This is a genomic window from Raineya orbicola, assembly GCF_002843425.1.
GTDB lineage: Bacteria > Bacteroidota > Bacteroidia > Cytophagales > Thermonemataceae > Raineya > Raineya orbicola.
The window spans coordinates 65,228-79,959 of the sequence record NZ_NKXO01000009.1 but is presented as its reverse complement, the minus strand read 5'-3'; the positions used below and the strand labels follow the sequence as shown (position 1 = coordinate 79,959).

General features: G+C 36.7%; 10 protein-coding genes. 3 read left to right on the top strand and 7 right to left on the bottom strand.

Annotation, left to right across the window (positions count from 1 at the left end; genetic code table 11):
- Positions 1-308 precede the first annotated feature (308 nt).
- Both Rain11_RS03930 and Rain11_RS03925 read left to right on the top strand, forming a co-directional pair.
- On the top strand, positions 309-1,157 hold the full coding sequence (locus Rain11_RS03930; RefSeq protein WP_101358037.1) for a hypothetical protein: 849 nt from the start codon (positions 309-311) through the stop codon (positions 1,155-1,157).
- The gene (locus Rain11_RS03925; RefSeq protein WP_165778074.1) at positions 1,117-1,506 is read left to right on the top strand and encodes a hypothetical protein; all 390 of its coding nucleotides are present in this window, start codon (positions 1,117-1,119) and stop codon (positions 1,504-1,506) included. Before Rain11_RS03930 ends, Rain11_RS03925 begins: the two co-directional genes overlap by 41 nt.
- A 6-nt stretch (positions 1,507-1,512) precedes the next feature.
- On the opposite strand, the gene Rain11_RS03920 is transcribed toward Rain11_RS03925, so the two are convergent.
- The 7 genes from Rain11_RS03920 to Rain11_RS03890 all read right to left on the bottom strand — a co-directional run bounded on the left by Rain11_RS03920 (position 1,513) and on the right by Rain11_RS03890 (position 12,834).
- On the bottom strand, positions 1,513-3,237 hold the full coding sequence (locus Rain11_RS03920) for an AAA family ATPase (RefSeq protein ID WP_101358035.1): 1,725 nt from the start codon (positions 3,235-3,237) through the stop codon (positions 1,513-1,515).
- Between the two features lie 198 nt (positions 3,238-3,435).
- The gene (locus tag Rain11_RS03915) at positions 3,436-5,106 is read right to left on the bottom strand and encodes a PHP domain-containing protein (RefSeq protein WP_243390543.1); all 1,671 of its coding nucleotides are present in this window, start codon (positions 5,104-5,106) and stop codon (positions 3,436-3,438) included.
- A gap of 15 nt (positions 5,107-5,121) precedes the next feature.
- The gene (locus Rain11_RS03910) at positions 5,122-6,090 is read right to left on the bottom strand and encodes a DNA-methyltransferase (RefSeq protein WP_101358034.1); all 969 of its coding nucleotides are present in this window, start codon (positions 6,088-6,090) and stop codon (positions 5,122-5,124) included.
- Positions 6,072-6,956: a DpnII family type II restriction endonuclease gene (locus Rain11_RS13830; RefSeq protein ID WP_207764416.1), complete on the bottom strand. Its 885-nt coding sequence runs from the start codon at positions 6,954-6,956 to the stop codon at positions 6,072-6,074. Before Rain11_RS13830 ends, Rain11_RS03910 begins: the two co-directional genes overlap by 19 nt.
- Positions 6,957-7,131: 175 nt before the next feature.
- Positions 7,132-8,445, bottom strand: a complete 1,314-nt coding sequence (gene ahcY, locus Rain11_RS03900; RefSeq protein WP_101358033.1) for an adenosylhomocysteinase — start codon at positions 8,443-8,445, stop codon at positions 7,132-7,134.
- Positions 8,446-8,580: 135 nt separating this feature from the next.
- Positions 8,581-9,957: a T9SS C-terminal target domain-containing protein gene (locus tag Rain11_RS03895; protein ID WP_243390542.1), complete on the bottom strand. Its 1,377-nt coding sequence runs from the start codon at positions 9,955-9,957 to the stop codon at positions 8,581-8,583.
- 24 nt (positions 9,958-9,981) lie between these two features.
- A complete protein-coding gene (locus Rain11_RS03890; protein WP_101358031.1) occupies positions 9,982-12,834 on the bottom strand; it encodes a TonB-dependent receptor in 2,853 nt (950 codons plus the stop codon).
- A 235-nt stretch (positions 12,835-13,069) separates the two neighbouring features.
- Here Rain11_RS03890 and Rain11_RS03885 point away from each other — a divergent pair, with 235 nt between their 5' ends.
- A complete protein-coding gene (locus Rain11_RS03885; RefSeq protein ID WP_101358030.1) occupies positions 13,070-14,692 on the top strand; it encodes a M14 family metallopeptidase in 1,623 nt (540 codons plus the stop codon).
- The last annotated feature ends 40 nt before the right edge of the window (positions 14,693-14,732 follow it).

Below are 14,732 nucleotides of genomic sequence, written 5' to 3'. Positions count from 1 at the left end.
TTCTGTTTGTAAAAGCAGGAGGATTTCTAATAAATTTGGCATTTTTTTTAGGTTAATCGTTGGAAAATTTTCCTAAATAAATGCCATTTTTTTATTTTTCCAAATACCTCAATTGGCGGTCATATTGATTTAAATACAAATATTTTTTAATTTTTGTTTCTTTGATAAAGTCCTGTATTTCAATTTTTTACAAAAAATAAACTTTGAATAGATTGATAAAAGATTGCAGAGAAAATTTTTTTCGGAAAAATTTGATTTAGAAAGGAAAAATTTTTAGAATTGCTGCATAGGCAAAGTACACATAAGCTATGCAAGATGCCGCATTTTTACAACTTCTGCAGGAAAAATTGCTGGAAAAAATCAATTATCAAAAAGCAAATTACACAGCAGTTGCCAAATTGAGCCAAAGCATAGAAGATACCCTTGGCGAACACATCTCCGAAACTACCCTTAAAAGAATTTTTAATCTTATCCCTGTTCAATCTGAATTTAGAGCTTCTACACTTGATATTCTTTCCCAATACGTAGGGTATGCTACTTGGGACAAGTTCAAGGTAGAAAATGATTTCTACGCCAAGAAAACATTTCAACCTACAATAAACCAAATCATTGATGAAACCTCTCTTCTAAAAATTTGTCTCAAAAACCACCATTTTGATACCGTATTAGAATACATTAGCGAATTACCTACTCCTATTGATAAGAAAAGAAATAATACCACTTGGGAACATACATTAGCACGCACCCTTTGGTTTGCCGCAGCACAGGATAAGGCTATTTTTCAAGCACTTGTTCCTGAGTTTGCTAAAACATCCGCAGGTCAGTTTTATTTTTATGAGGCTACACCCAATACCGAGTATGTTCCTTTTTTGAAAGCTATGGAGCAATATTATGCCCGCTTCGCCAATTTCAAAAATAAAGAATATGGCTTACGAGACTATGTATTTACACAATCAATGCTTCATAAAAAACTTATCTATGAAAATAAACCTCAAAAAGCTCATTTATTACTAGCAGATTTGTACAAGAAACACCCCTTTGATGAAAGAAAGCATACTCAAACAAATACGCGATGCTTTTCCGATAATGCGTTATGCGTCAAATTATTTATTGTATTTGCATCAAAAAAATTCACTAACACTCAAAGAAATAGATAAAGTTTTTTTAATTGCTGACAAATACTCCACCACAAATGAAGCTTTTATCATTTTATTGAAAGCAGTTTTTGAAAGCAATCCAGAATATGCTCTACCCCAAATTAAAAGTTTTCTAAAATCAAAAAAATTAAGGGATATAGATGCTGATATAGTTGAATTTTTCTATAAATTAGTAGTGCATTACGAACAAAAAGGTGATAAACATATTTTACAAGAAATTCTTTCACTTTTTGAGCAAAAAATTCAGGAAGTAAATGATGATTTTTGTCTCAACTTTGTTTCTTTTGAACCTAAAACACAAAAACGTTTTTTGTATATCAAAAAGAAGTTGCAAGTTGATACGCTGTAAAAATATCTATGAAGTAGTTAATTTTTCTACAAATACCTTATCTTTTACAGTCACTACCGCCAGCAAATTAAGCATTTTTTTGCTTTGTAAAAGTGTATCATTTCGGTAATAGTTTAGAATTTGCTCTTTTGCCTCTTGCATTGTCTCTGCAAGCAAAGCCTCTTGCTCTTTTTTCAGATATTTCAATTCAATGGCAAACTGATGATGCGTAAAAGGATTATTAGGGCGAATAAATAACTCTATATCTACATAGCCCCCTCCTGCGACTTCTCGCTCACTCTGCACCAAAAAAATATTTGCATTTATCAGATACGCCAAAAAGACCATTTTCACGTGTTTCTCATCAAAACGAATGTAATCCCTATTGGAAAGATTTTGCAATAACTTTTCTATCAGAGTAAAAAACTTTTCGTAATTGCCCGTAATTGCCATATCCGAAAGTGCTTGTTGTGTATCATCTTGCAAACCTTTTAGCTCGCCGTAATTCTGCAAAATCTCCGAATAATATTGCCAATACAAGTCTCCTATCACTTTGTTAGGGACTTTGAAAGAGATAAACCCACTTGGCAAGGTTTCTTTAATCGTCAAATTCCCCAAGTAAAACAGAAAATTCACAAATTCTTTCTTGCCAAAATCTTTTTCAAAATGAAACTGATATATCTGTTCGCTTTCTACACTACCTTTTTCTAAAACCTCCTCCAAAACCTGCAAGTTTGCTTGCAAATTCGCTACTTGGAACATCTGTTTGAGCTTACCATAATCGGGAGCTATGTTCGGGTCTAACATCTGACGTGGATAAGTTTGCTCGTGCTTGAAATGGTCGAGAAAATACAGCACCATATCCGAATTGTAAATATTCTGCTCGCTCAATGGGTAAAAACGATAGCCATTGTAATAATCCCGTAAATCTTGCATTATTTGATCCTCTCGGCTTTTATCGTTCAGCACTAAATTCAATAGTTCTCGTACCTCTGCTTCCGAAAAACCCATCATTGCCTCAAAATTTTTGTGATGAGTTAGGTGCTTAACAATATTAAAACCACTCGTCAGGCTATCCATTGTAATCGGCGAAACTCCTGTAATAAAAAACCTATCTACAATGCCCTGTTGTGTGGCATTTTTGATAGCTTCGTAAAATTTTCGTACATAACCGTTCAAAGATACCGTTTCCTTAAACTCCTGAATACTGCGGGCAAGTATTTCATTCGTAAAGTGGTCGTATTCGTCTATGAGTAAATAGATAGGCTCTTTTACAGAACTTTGCAGATAATACTCAAAAAACTTTCTTAATACCATTTCAGGCGTTTTTTGAATAAATATTTCTCTTTCTTGCCTTTCACTCAATACTTTATACTTCAAACAAAAACCTTCAATGTGTGTAATAATTGAGTTCAAAAAATCTTGATAAGTGCTTTCCTCAGTACGCGTATCTATGGCACTAAAATTGAAAAGTAATATCCGATAGCTATTTGCCTTTGATGTAGGATTTTTCCCAATATAATAATTAGCAAATAATTTCTGAAAATCTGCTTTTCGGTTTATATCGTAATAATGCTCCAAAAGCGAAACAAACAAACTTTTCCCAAAACGGCGAGGACGCAAATACACTAAAAAACGTTCTCGCATTGTTTCCAATAGTTCTATGTAAGAAGTCTTATCTACATATATGTACTCGCTTACTACTTGGGGAAAATTGCTTAATCCGTAGGGAAAAAAAACGGCGGGCTTCATAGAAAATCCAAGATATTACGCACCAAAATACGCATTTTTTTAGAAAATATGTTCAAAATAAAAGGTTTTTCTAATTATTTAGGTCTAATTTATTAAAAAAAAGAGGAAGCAAAAAGCGGCAAACAGGATTATAGGTAATTGATGTCAGATAAAAAAATGAGAAATAAAGTCTCTTAAAGGCTTAAACTCCAAAATCATTTATTTTTTTCTCTTAAAAAAATCCTCTATTTCTGCTTTATTCATACAATTGAGACACATTTCGGCAGTAAGTCCTGCTTTGCGAGCCACCAACACCCCAAACTGATGATATTGATAGCCCTCTATGTCGTGAGCATCTGCATTGATGCTAATCTTTACGCCCTTTTCTATTGCTTTATGCACCCAATACCACTCCAAATCCAAGCGAATAGGGTGAGCGTTAATTTCAAGAGCTACACCATTTGCCACACAGGCATCAATAATTTTAGGCATATTAAGCGGATAACCCTTTCTACGAAGCAATAACCTACCCGTAGGGTGTCCGATAATTGTTGTATAAGGGTTTTCAATGGCTCGGATAAGCCTTTCGGTAGCCTTCGCCTCACTCATATTCAAATTACTATGAATAGAAGCTACGACAAAGTCAAAAGTTTTTAGAATTTCAGTATCATAGTCTAAATCCCCATTTCCCAAAATATCACTTTCAATACCCTTGAAAATCTTAAAATGAGGATTTTGGCGGTTGAGCATTTCAATTTCTTGGTGTTGTTGTGCAATTTTTTGCACCGAAAGTCCTCCTGCATAATACGCCGACTGCGAATGGTCAGTAATGCCTAAATATTCAAAACCCAAGCTCTCTGCGGCTTTTGCCATTTCTGCAAGGGTATGCTTGCCGTCGCTATATGTAGAATGTGCGTGTAGTGTTCCTTTCAAATCTTCAGTTTTTATCAGCAGAGGCGTTTGAGCATAAGCAAACTCAAATACTCCTTCACGAATTTCAGCGGGCAAGTAAGGCAAATTTGCTTGCAAATAAATATCTTTTTCACTTTGCCAAATATTATTTTGTGAAATTTCTAAAAGAGTTTGATTATCAAACTTGTAAGAAAGATGTTTTTCGCTTGCAGAAAGCTGAAAAATCAATTTCGTGAAATTATTTTCATTTGCTTGGTAAAACTCCACTTTCAAAGGTGTATTTTTCACTTTGCCACGCCATACAAAAACGCCCGATTTTTCAGGATTAGGCTCTAATAAAGGATAATCATTGAAATACTGATGAAAATTTTGCTCACATTCTACTACAAAAGTAAGTGTCTGAATTACTTCCAAAGCCCTCCTAAACTCCCCTACTACCTGAAATCGCTTTATAGCCGAATTTGCCTGTAAATAATTTTGTAAAGCCTCTTGAATAGGTAAAGTTTCGGCATAGAGCAATTTTTCGGCGTTTAGTTGAATGAATAGTAGTCCATTTTTGATGGTTTCCTGCATTTTTTCGCCGAATCCTTTGATTTGCGAGATTTTATCCTTTTCGCAAGCCTTAAAGAGTGCTTCTGGAGTAGTAATACCTGCCTCTTGCCAAAGAGTACGCACTCGCTTTGCCCCTAATCCTTTGATTTTTAAGATTTTCAAAAGACCCTGCGGAGTTTGAGTAAGCAAGTTTTCAAGTTCTTGAAAGGTTTGTGTTTGTATAATTTCCCATACTTTTTCGCCAATATTTTTACCCAAAAGCCTGATAATGCTATCTTTTGGAATAGACGCTAAATTATCCGCAATTTTTTCAATTTTGAAAACAGCAGAATGATAAGACCGCACTTTGAACTCATTTTCGCCGTGCAGTTCAAGCAATGTGGCAAAAAAGTTTAACTTTTCAGCTATAAATTCGTTGGTAAGCACGATTGTTTTGTTTTATCAGAACAGCTGTAATTTTTCTTGATTTTTTAGAAATTCATTTCTAATCGGATTAGAAATAGTTACCTTTGATTTCAAAACTATGGGAGTATGATCAATATCCTCTATTTTAGTTGGAATGAAAAAAAACTCTTTTAACTGCTCCCAGTCGCAATCACGAATAGTAACAACGTTTTCTAAGTAAAAGCTAACCCAAATATTTCCCAATTTAGAGTTAGCTTTTTCTTGATTTACCTTGCTTTGTGCAATAGTAGCGTACTTGTCGTCAAGTTCAAATCCAATGAACTGCCTACCCAATCTTTTAGCCGCAATGGCAGTAGTGCCTGTTCCACAGAAAGGATCTAACACAATATCATTTTCATCAGTAGTCATTAAAATTAATCTTTCTAAAAGATGAACTGGTAACTGACAAGGGTGCTGGTCTCTATATTTATTGTGTTTTACTCTATGAATATCAGTCCATATATCAGAAACTAATGAACCAAAAGGATGTAATCCTGCTTTTTTGCCACCATAATCTTTGGATAAATAAGTAGTTTTTCTATCTCTTTTATGTGGATACCGAACTTCATAAAATTTAAGTTGTTTAGCATTTTTAGCATAAAATAAAATTCCATAGTGATTGGGCTGTAAAGTCTTGCCCATAGGAGCAGTAGGAGCGTCCCAAGCAATCCAATGCTTGAAATCTGCTATTTTATTCAGAATTCCTGCAAAGTAAGTAAGCCATTTGGGAATGTTATGGACAAAAATAGAACCTGTTGGCTTGGTAATACGTACCATTTCAGTAATCCAAAGCTCACACCATTCTAAATATTCTTGCAAATTCAGACTATCCTTGTAAGAATTATATTCTTTTTTGAGATTGAAAGGAGGATCTGCAAAAGTCATATCCACCGCATTATCAGGAATCTGTTTAAGCCACTCTAAACAATCACCCTGATGAATTTTATTCAAGAATTTTGTTTCCATTTTAAATTAGACTTTACATATTTTTTGAATCTTTCAACCTCCTCTTTATGAAAGGTAAAAACATCATCAAAAGCCTCTATCATTCGTTTAAGGTCGCTCTGGCGAACATACCACCCTATCCCATCAATAAAACCAATAAATTTAGCTTCAGGATAGAATTCATTTATCATTTTTCTGATATTAACTTCTGTTTTAGATTTATCTCCTTGTCCCGACGAAGTCGTAACTAAAAAAGAACATTCTATGATTATTTGTGGATTTTCTTTACTGGGTAATAAAAAATCCATAGTTCTTTTTTCGTTAAACCGATTTTTGAAAAGTTCTTGTAAATCTCCTTTTTCAAAAGGAATATCCTGCTCTTCCAAAAGTGTCTTTATCAAAAACTCAGGGTTATTTTCAGTTTGCCCTGCATAACTTCCCTTTTCTTTGTAACGAACTAATGTATCAACAAGAGCAGAGATTTCAAATTTAAGTTTTGAGATAGACAACTTTTTCAATTCAAACAGTGGCAAAGTTTGAGACAGAAAAGGTATTGTAGCCCCCTCGAAAAAAAGATTGACAATTCCTTTTCTAAAAAAAGCATTGTTTTTGATAAGTTTTTCAATTTTACTATCCCCCCATTCTCTAACAGAATCTATGCTTTCATTTTCACACCATTTGTCTTTATACAGAAGTTTTGAAAGTTCTTTATTTTGTGAAACCCTAACTATGGTAATAATTCTTTTTAAGCTCTCGTTTGCAAATCCTGTAAGTGCCAACAATGCTCTTAAGCCATTTTCCTTTTCAAGTAATAAATTTTCAAAAATTTCCTTTTTCAAACCTTGAGTTTCTATATGATTTTTCAACACAAGCAGTGTTTCATTCAAAGCGTTAATGTAGCTTTCATACTTTTCTTGAAAAGTAGCATTGTAGAAGTAGAAAGTATTTTTCTCCAATACCGTCTTAAATTTTTCTTGTGCAGTCATACGCAAATATAATAAAAAGCCCACAAATATTGTAGGCTTTTGTAAGAAGGTAATGCAAAAAGAATTCTACAAAATTCTAATAACGATAATGCTCTGCTTTGAAAGGACCATTCTTGCTAACACCGATATATTCGGCTTGTTCCTCTGTGAGTTCATCAAGTTCGGCTCCGAGTTTAGCAAGATGTAGGCGAGCTACTTTCTCATCAAGATGTTTGGGCAGTACGTACACTTTGTTTTCATACTTATCTGAATTCTGCCACAACTCTATTTGAGCAAGAGTTTGGTTGGTGAATGAGTTAGACATCACAAAAGAAGGATGTCCCATTGCACAACCCAAATTTACCAAACGACCTTCGGCGAGCAAGATAATATCTTTGCCATCAATAGTGTATTTATCTACCTGTGGCTTGATAGTATCTTTGGTATGCCCGTAATTTTTATTGAGCCAAGCTACATCAATTTCATTATCAAAGTGTCCAATATTGCAAACGATGGTTTTATCTTTCATCATTCGGAAATGGCGTTCTGTAACAATTTTGCAGTTTCCTGTGGCAGTAACAACAATATCCGCTTGTGGAATGGCATTATCCATTTTCAGCACTTGATAGCCGTCCATACAGGCTTGTAATGCACAGATAGGGTCAATTTCTGTTACAATTACTCTTACGCCTTGTGAGCTAAGCGATTGAGCAGAACCTTTACCTACATCGCCATAACCCGCTACTACGGCAACTTTCCCAGCAAGCATCACATCAGTAGCACGGCGAATGGCATCAACCAAAGACTCACGACAGCCGTATTTGTTATCAAATTTAGACTTAGTAACTGAGTCATTTACATTGATAGCAGGAATAGGCAAAGTTCCTTTACGCATACGCTCGTAAAGACGATGAACCCCTGTGGTAGTTTCTTCGGAAATACCTTTGATACCTTTTACCAAATGAGGATAGCGGTCTAATACCATATTAGTCAAATCGCCACCATCATCAAGAATCATATTCAAAGGTTCGCCATTGGGAAAAGCAAAAAGCGTTTGCTCAATGCACCACTCGTACTCTTCTTCTGTCATACCTTTCCAAGCAAAAACGGGTATTCCCGCGGCGGCAATGGCGGCGGCGGCGTGGTCTTGGGTAGAAAAAATATTACAAGAAGACCAAGAAACCTCGGCACCCAGTTCTACAAGTGTTTCAATAAGTACAGCGGTTTGGATAGTCATATGCAAACAGCCTGCAATTCTTGCACCTTTGAGGGGTTTGCTTTCGCCAAATTCTTTACGCAAAGCCATCAGTCCGGGCATTTCGGCTTCTGCAAGCTGAATTTCTTTTCTACCCCAAGCCGCAAGGCTCATATCCTTTACTTTGTAAGGCAAACGTTCTTGTGAATGTGTCATTTTTTTGGGATTTTAATTTTTGAGTGCAAAGGTACGAATAATATTTCGTGAAAACAAAAGGAATATTTTTATTATAAAAAGAAAAGCGTTGAGAAAATCTCAACGCCTAAAACCATTTCAAGTAAAGCCGATTTTTTAGTAATTTGTAGATTGAGGGTTAAAGTTGGTCCAGCCTTGTGTCCAATCATTGCTACCGAAGGCACCACGGAAGTTTACTTTTTCAAAGAAGGCATCGTTTGCTTTCCCTGTCCAAACAGCTCCCGAGAGCAAAGGTGAGCCAGCGTTAGGAATACGTTGAGGATTGTTCAAAGAACCAATATTACCAAGTCTTAAATCAGCAGTGTTCATACGGGCATTGGTAAGATTGTACCAATTCTGTACATCAGTGGTAGTGAAATTAGGTGTTTCACCTGTAGGATTAGCAGAACGAGCATAATTACCTGAACCTCCTGTCCAGCCAGCTACTACTACACCCGCCATTTGCAACTCATTGCTCTGAACATTTGCCCAAGTGGCATTACCATCCAGACGCAAACCTTCAGGGAAACCAACAAACACAGAATTGAATACGCTTGTTCGCGTATTTCTACGCAAGTGCATACCCCTACCAAAAGAACCTGAACCTAAACCCGGATTAGGAATAACAGCAGCCGTATCTGCAAGGAAGCAAGTGATATTAGCAAAAACAGGTGCAGTAAAAGGAGGGTTACCGGGAGAGCCTGGGTCAAAATTATCTGACTCAAAGCCATTAGAAGTAGATTTATCTGCGAAATTTCTATCACGAATAGAAAGCCCAAACTGAATTTTACCAGTAAAGCCCCAGTCAGTATCAAACTCATCGTCCCAACCTCTGAAAGCTACCAAATATTTACTATCTACGTTTCCTCCAAACCACTCGTAAGAGTCATCGCCACAATAAGAAACTTGAATATAATCAATTTTTGTACCTCTACCCACCCCATACAAAGTAAGTCCATTGATTTCTTTATCGGGTTGGAAAGCAATACCTGCAAACTCAATACGTACATATTTCAAAACACCAGAATTATCATTAGGATCGCTACCGCCGAAAGTACCACGAATACCCCCTTCCATAGAAGCACCCACTTGGTTGGTAGGAGCATTGCCCGCAATCACAACACCGCCCCAATCGCCATAACCACGAGAACCCGCAGGAAGGTTAGAAGTGAACACAATAGGAGCATCTGCTCTACCTTCTGCAAAAATTTTACCGCCTTTTTCCACTACAAGTGTTCCCTTGCTATCTTTATCTCCAAAAATTACCGTACCTGGCTCAATCGTAAGCGTAGAACCTTCTGTAACATATACGAAACCTTTGAGTAGGTACTTTTCAGTAGATTTCCAAGTTACCTCTCCTTTAATCTCTCCCTGTACAATAATTTTTCCATCAGGGGTTTTTTGCACGGTAGGACCTTCATCTTTTTTGTTGTTGCAAGCTGTAAAAGTTAAAACAGCCACAGCCAGAACATAGTAAAACAGCGTTTTCATCATTTTGTTGGGTTTAGGGTTTTAGGACTAAAATTTATAGGTAAAAATGAAAAAGTAGTTGCTACCCGGTCTGAACGCCTTAATATCCCCGTCTTCACCATCAATTTTAGCATTCAAATTGGCATCTTGCACTATTCTAAATTTTTGATTCAAAATATCTTGCATCGTAAAACGAAGCTCAAATTTTTCAGCAAAGGTTTTGGCAATATTCAGGTCTATGATATGTCTTTGATTTTCGTAAAAACTGGGTGTATTGAAATTGCCCACCAAAAACAAGCGAGGACCAGCCACATTGTAAAGAGCATTGATTTGCCAACCTTTGTCTTCATCATTGTAATACAAGCCAAAATTCACAAGGTATGGCGACTGCCCCACAAGCGTACGATTTTCAGGAGCATCTACATCTACTACCCCTACACTCGGACCCAAATCCACTTGCCTTCCTACATTCACCTTGCTTATCAGATAAGAAGCATTGGCAACCACGCCCAAATTCTGAAAAAATTTACTTGATGAGCCATAGAATTGCTTTCTTACTTCTGCTTCTACCCCATAAGCCTGAGCTTGTACGGCGTTTCCAAAAGAATAAGCGAAGTTGTTTGTTCCCGCTCCACCCGTGTTATTTTGTAAATAGTTTTCAATGGGGTTGGCAAAGTTTTTGTAGAAAGCTCCCAAGGAAATTAGCTCAGAAGCAGAAGGGTAATATTCCCAACGCAAATCAGCATTATCAATAGTTGCATTTTTTAGGCGAGAATTTCCTGTGATACTTGCGTTAAGATTGAAGTCATAAAAAATGAAAGGAGCAAGTTCTCTGAATTCAGGACGATTTACACTGCGATAATATGCCAAGCGTACCAAACTTTTATCGGTAAGATTGTAAGTCATATTCAAAGAAGGCAGAATACTCAAAATAGGGTTTCTTGCACCTTCGGGAGTACCTGATAGATTGAGTGTATTGATTTCCTGAATATTATACTCTAAACGTACTCCGGGCGTGATACTAAATTTTTTGAAAGGAATATAAGCACTCGCATAAGGAGCGGCTAATAGATTGCTTGCATCATAAGAATCTACTGAACTTGTTCCTTCTACAAAAGTAAGTCCGTTGATACCATCAACATTTTCAGGACGAAAAATCTGCGAAAGCGGTTGCTCTTTAATAGCTTGTATGTTAGCGGGGTCAGCGGTAGGAGAAACTAAATAACTGAAATAACGAGCCTTAAAATCACGATTTTTTAGCTCTGTATAAAGACCAAAACGGATTTTGGGTGTCAGTTTCTCTTCGGTATTTTCATTGAGCTTACGCTCAAAAGCTACACTGGTGGAATAAGCAAATTCGTTGAGCTTTGAGAAATAGCGTCCGTCAAACAAATTTCCTGACCCAGGTATAGAAAGTTGAAAAGGTACAGGCGAACCATCGGGTAAGGTAGCTCCTGTTCTGCGGTTAGTTACAAATCTACGCCAATCTGGTTCGCTTTTGTTCGTATAATTGAACCCTGCTACCCAAGTAAAATTTGTTTTCACACCAATATTGTGCTTACCAACTAACTGACTTCCAAAGAAACTTTTTTGCTCAAAACGTTGTGAGTAATTTTCATTATCCACGGTATTGATAATATCCCCTCCTCTACGAATAAGAGACTGCTTGAAACTTTGCTGATTGAACAAGGTTTTAAGTTCTATGCGATTATCAGCATTTTTTACAAAAGACCAATTATGCAAAACACCCAAACGATAAAAATTCGTATAAGTGGCATCCACGAAAGAAGCAGATTTGGGAGGTGGAAAGGGTTGAACAAGTAAGAAGTTGTTAAATTCTGCATCATAGTATTGATGTGTATTACCATAGTTGATAGCCGTCAGATTTGCCACTTGCCAGCTTCCAACTCTGAAACGGCGTCCCATATTGTACGACAAACGTACATCGGGCAATATTCTTTTCGTGGCGAAACCTAAATCAGAAGTTAAGCCGTGAGCAAGTTTTGCTCTTTCGGCAGGTGAAAGAGAATTGCTGATAAAACTTGGGAAATTGGTGGGCAAGCGTCTTAATCCATTATCAAAGCCTAAAAAATCCGTTTTACTGCCTTGGTAATCTTGAACTTCTTCCAGCGTTGTATTAGTTCTAAATCCGTAACCAATACTGATATTCGTAAAATTTTCTTCGGGGGCGGTTTTTGTATAAATTTTCACAGCCCCGCCTGCAAAATCACCGGGCAACTCCCCTGCCCCTGATTTGAAAATTAAAACTCTATCAATCATATTGCTGGGAACGAGGTCAAAGGAAAAGGCACGTGTATCTACTTCGGTGGAAGGAGCATAGATGTCGTTAATCATTACGGCATTATAGCGTTGGGGCAAGCCACGAATAATCGCAAAGCGATTTTCTTGCAAAGAAACTCCCGGAATACGGCGAAGCACTTGGGCGGCATCGCGGTCTTGGGTTTTTTGTATTTGCTCTGAACCTATTCCTACGGCAACTTGTTCAGCTTCTTTAATTTCTGCAATTACGGCAATGGTTGTTCCTGTTTCTCTTTTTCCTACTACCTCAATTTGCCCAATAGCTTGGTTTTCTGGCACAATAGATGTATTGATGAGTAAAATTTTTCCTACCTCTACTTTCAAATCGGGGATTTCTTTGGTATCGTAGCCTACATAAGTAATTACAAGCGTGTAAGTACCTTCGGGAACATTGTTTATCTGAAAATTACCATCTACATCTGTGGTGCTACCCATTGAAGTTCCTTTCAAAAATACACTTGCACCAATTACTGCTTCCTGTTCGGTTTCATCTTTGATTTGTCCCTTGATAGTGCCTGTGTTTTGGGCAAAAACTTGAAAAGAAAAAATAAAAAATAACAACAATAGTGAAAAGTACCTCATAAAAGCTGATTGATTTAATTTTGGTGCAAAAGTAAAGCCCTCTTGTTATTTGTGGCTTAATGCTTTATTAAGAAATTTTTATCAATACAAGAAAATTGAGACTTTATTTTTAACTTTTAGTTCAAAAATTTAACCTTTATTTAATTTTGTAAAAAGCACACAAATTCGCATAGTTTGCGAAATAATTTTGCCCTGTTTTACGTTTTTATCCCAAAACATTAAACCATAAATCTGTATGCAGAAATTTACTTTTCTACTATTGTTTTTTTGGGTACATTATTCACTAAAAGCCCAGAACGACTACAAAAACTTCTCTCAACTTTCCAATTCACTCAAACAATTAGCTTCCCGAAACAGCAATTTGGCACAGCTCAAAGCTATTGGGAAAAGTGTTCAGGGAAAAGAAATTTGGCTTCTTTCACTTACCAAAGGCGGAAAAACGGAAGAAAAACCTGCTATTTGCATTGTTGCGGGTGTAGATGCTTTTCATTTGGCAGGTGTAGAGAGTAGCTTGCAAATAGCTGAAAATCTTTTGCAAAATAGTTCCAAAGACAGCGTGCAGAAGATTTTAGAGCAAAAAACCATTTACATCATACCTTGCCTCAACCCTGATGCTTACGAGCAAGCTTTTGCAAAAGTAAAATATGAACGAAACTACAATGCAAGCAACTCGGATAACGACCGCGATGGCAAGCTCAATGAAGATGCCTTTGAAGATTTGAATAATGACGGCTACATTACCCTTATTCGCATTGAAGATGCCACAGGCGAATATAAGCCTCATAAAGATGATGCCCGTATTATGGTGAAAGCCGATGCCAACAAAGGGGAAAGAGGTGCTTATATGGTTATTTCCGAAGGTATTGATAACGACAAAGACGGCAAATGGAATGAAGATGGCGAAGGAGGTATTATTCTGAATAAAAATTTTACTTTCAACTACCCTTTTTTCACAGACGGAGCAGGGGAATACGCCGCTTCCGAACCCGAAAATAGAGCTTTAATGGACTTCTTGTATGAAGCCAAAAATGTGTATGCCGTATTTCAGTTTGGGGCGGTTAATAACCTCACCGAACCTGTAAAATTTGATAAAATGAAAGCTACCCAAAAAATCATTACAGGTTGGCAAGAAAAAGATGTGAAAGCCAATGAGCAAGTAAGCAAATTATATGAAAAATCAGGTATCAAAGGCTACCCTTCAATGCCTATACAAGGCGGAAATTTTACGGATTGGGCTTATTTCCATTATGGTAGATTGAGTTTCGGAACTCCTGTTTGGACTTTACCCAAAGATACTGCCAAGAAAAATGCTACTGATAATGAAGAAGTAAGATTTTTACGCTGGGCAGAAGCCAACAAAATCAGCAATGTTTTCATTGATTGGAAACCTATCAATCACCCTGATTTTCCAAATAAAAAAGCAGAAATCGGCGGTATTGTACCTTTTGCTAAATACAACCCTCCTACCAATTTCTTGAAAGAAGCTATTGAAAAACATAGCAAGTTTTTTACAGAGTTTTTGTGGCAAATGCCTGTTTTGCAAATTACGAATGTTCGTACCGAAAGCCTTTCGGGAGGTCTTACACGCATTACCGCCTATATTCATAATAAAGGCTTACTGCCTACTCATAGCGAACTTGGCGAAAAAACTCGCCACGTGGATAAATTAAAAGTAGAACTTATTCACAACAAAAACCAAAACATAATTTCAGGTAAGCGTAAAGAAGTTATTCGCAAACCTTTGGGAGCAGGCGAGAAAATGGAAATCTCTTGGATTATTGCAGGCACAGGCGAAGTACAAATTCAAATTCATTGTGCTACCGCAGGCAAGGAAAGCGTAAAAGTGAATTTGAAGTAAATTTCTCAAAGAAATACAATACTACTCTTGCTGAATTACA

What these genes read in the sequence shown, in the direction of transcription:
- Rain11_RS03885 (WP_101358030.1), top strand. Translation starts at nt 13,070, where the DNA reads ATGCAGAAATTTACTTTTCTACTATTGTTTTTTTGGGTACATTATTCA.
- ahcY (WP_101358033.1), bottom strand. Translation starts at nt 8,445, where the DNA reads ATGACACATTCACAAGAACGTTTGCCTTACAAAGTAAAGGATATGAGC.
- Rain11_RS03895 (WP_243390542.1), bottom strand. Translation starts at nt 9,957, where the DNA reads ATGATGAAAACGCTGTTTTACTATGTTCTGGCTGTGGCTGTTTTAACT.
- Rain11_RS03890 (WP_101358031.1), bottom strand. Translation starts at nt 12,834, where the DNA reads ATGAGGTACTTTTCACTATTGTTGTTATTTTTTATTTTTTCTTTTCAA.
- Rain11_RS03930 (WP_101358037.1), top strand. Translation starts at nt 309, where the DNA reads ATGCAAGATGCCGCATTTTTACAACTTCTGCAGGAAAAATTGCTGGAA.
- Rain11_RS03920 (WP_101358035.1), bottom strand. Translation starts at nt 3,237, where the DNA reads ATGAAGCCCGCCGTTTTTTTTCCCTACGGATTAAGCAATTTTCCCCAA.
- Rain11_RS03910 (WP_101358034.1), bottom strand. Translation starts at nt 6,090, where the DNA reads ATGGAAACAAAATTCTTGAATAAAATTCATCAGGGTGATTGTTTAGAG.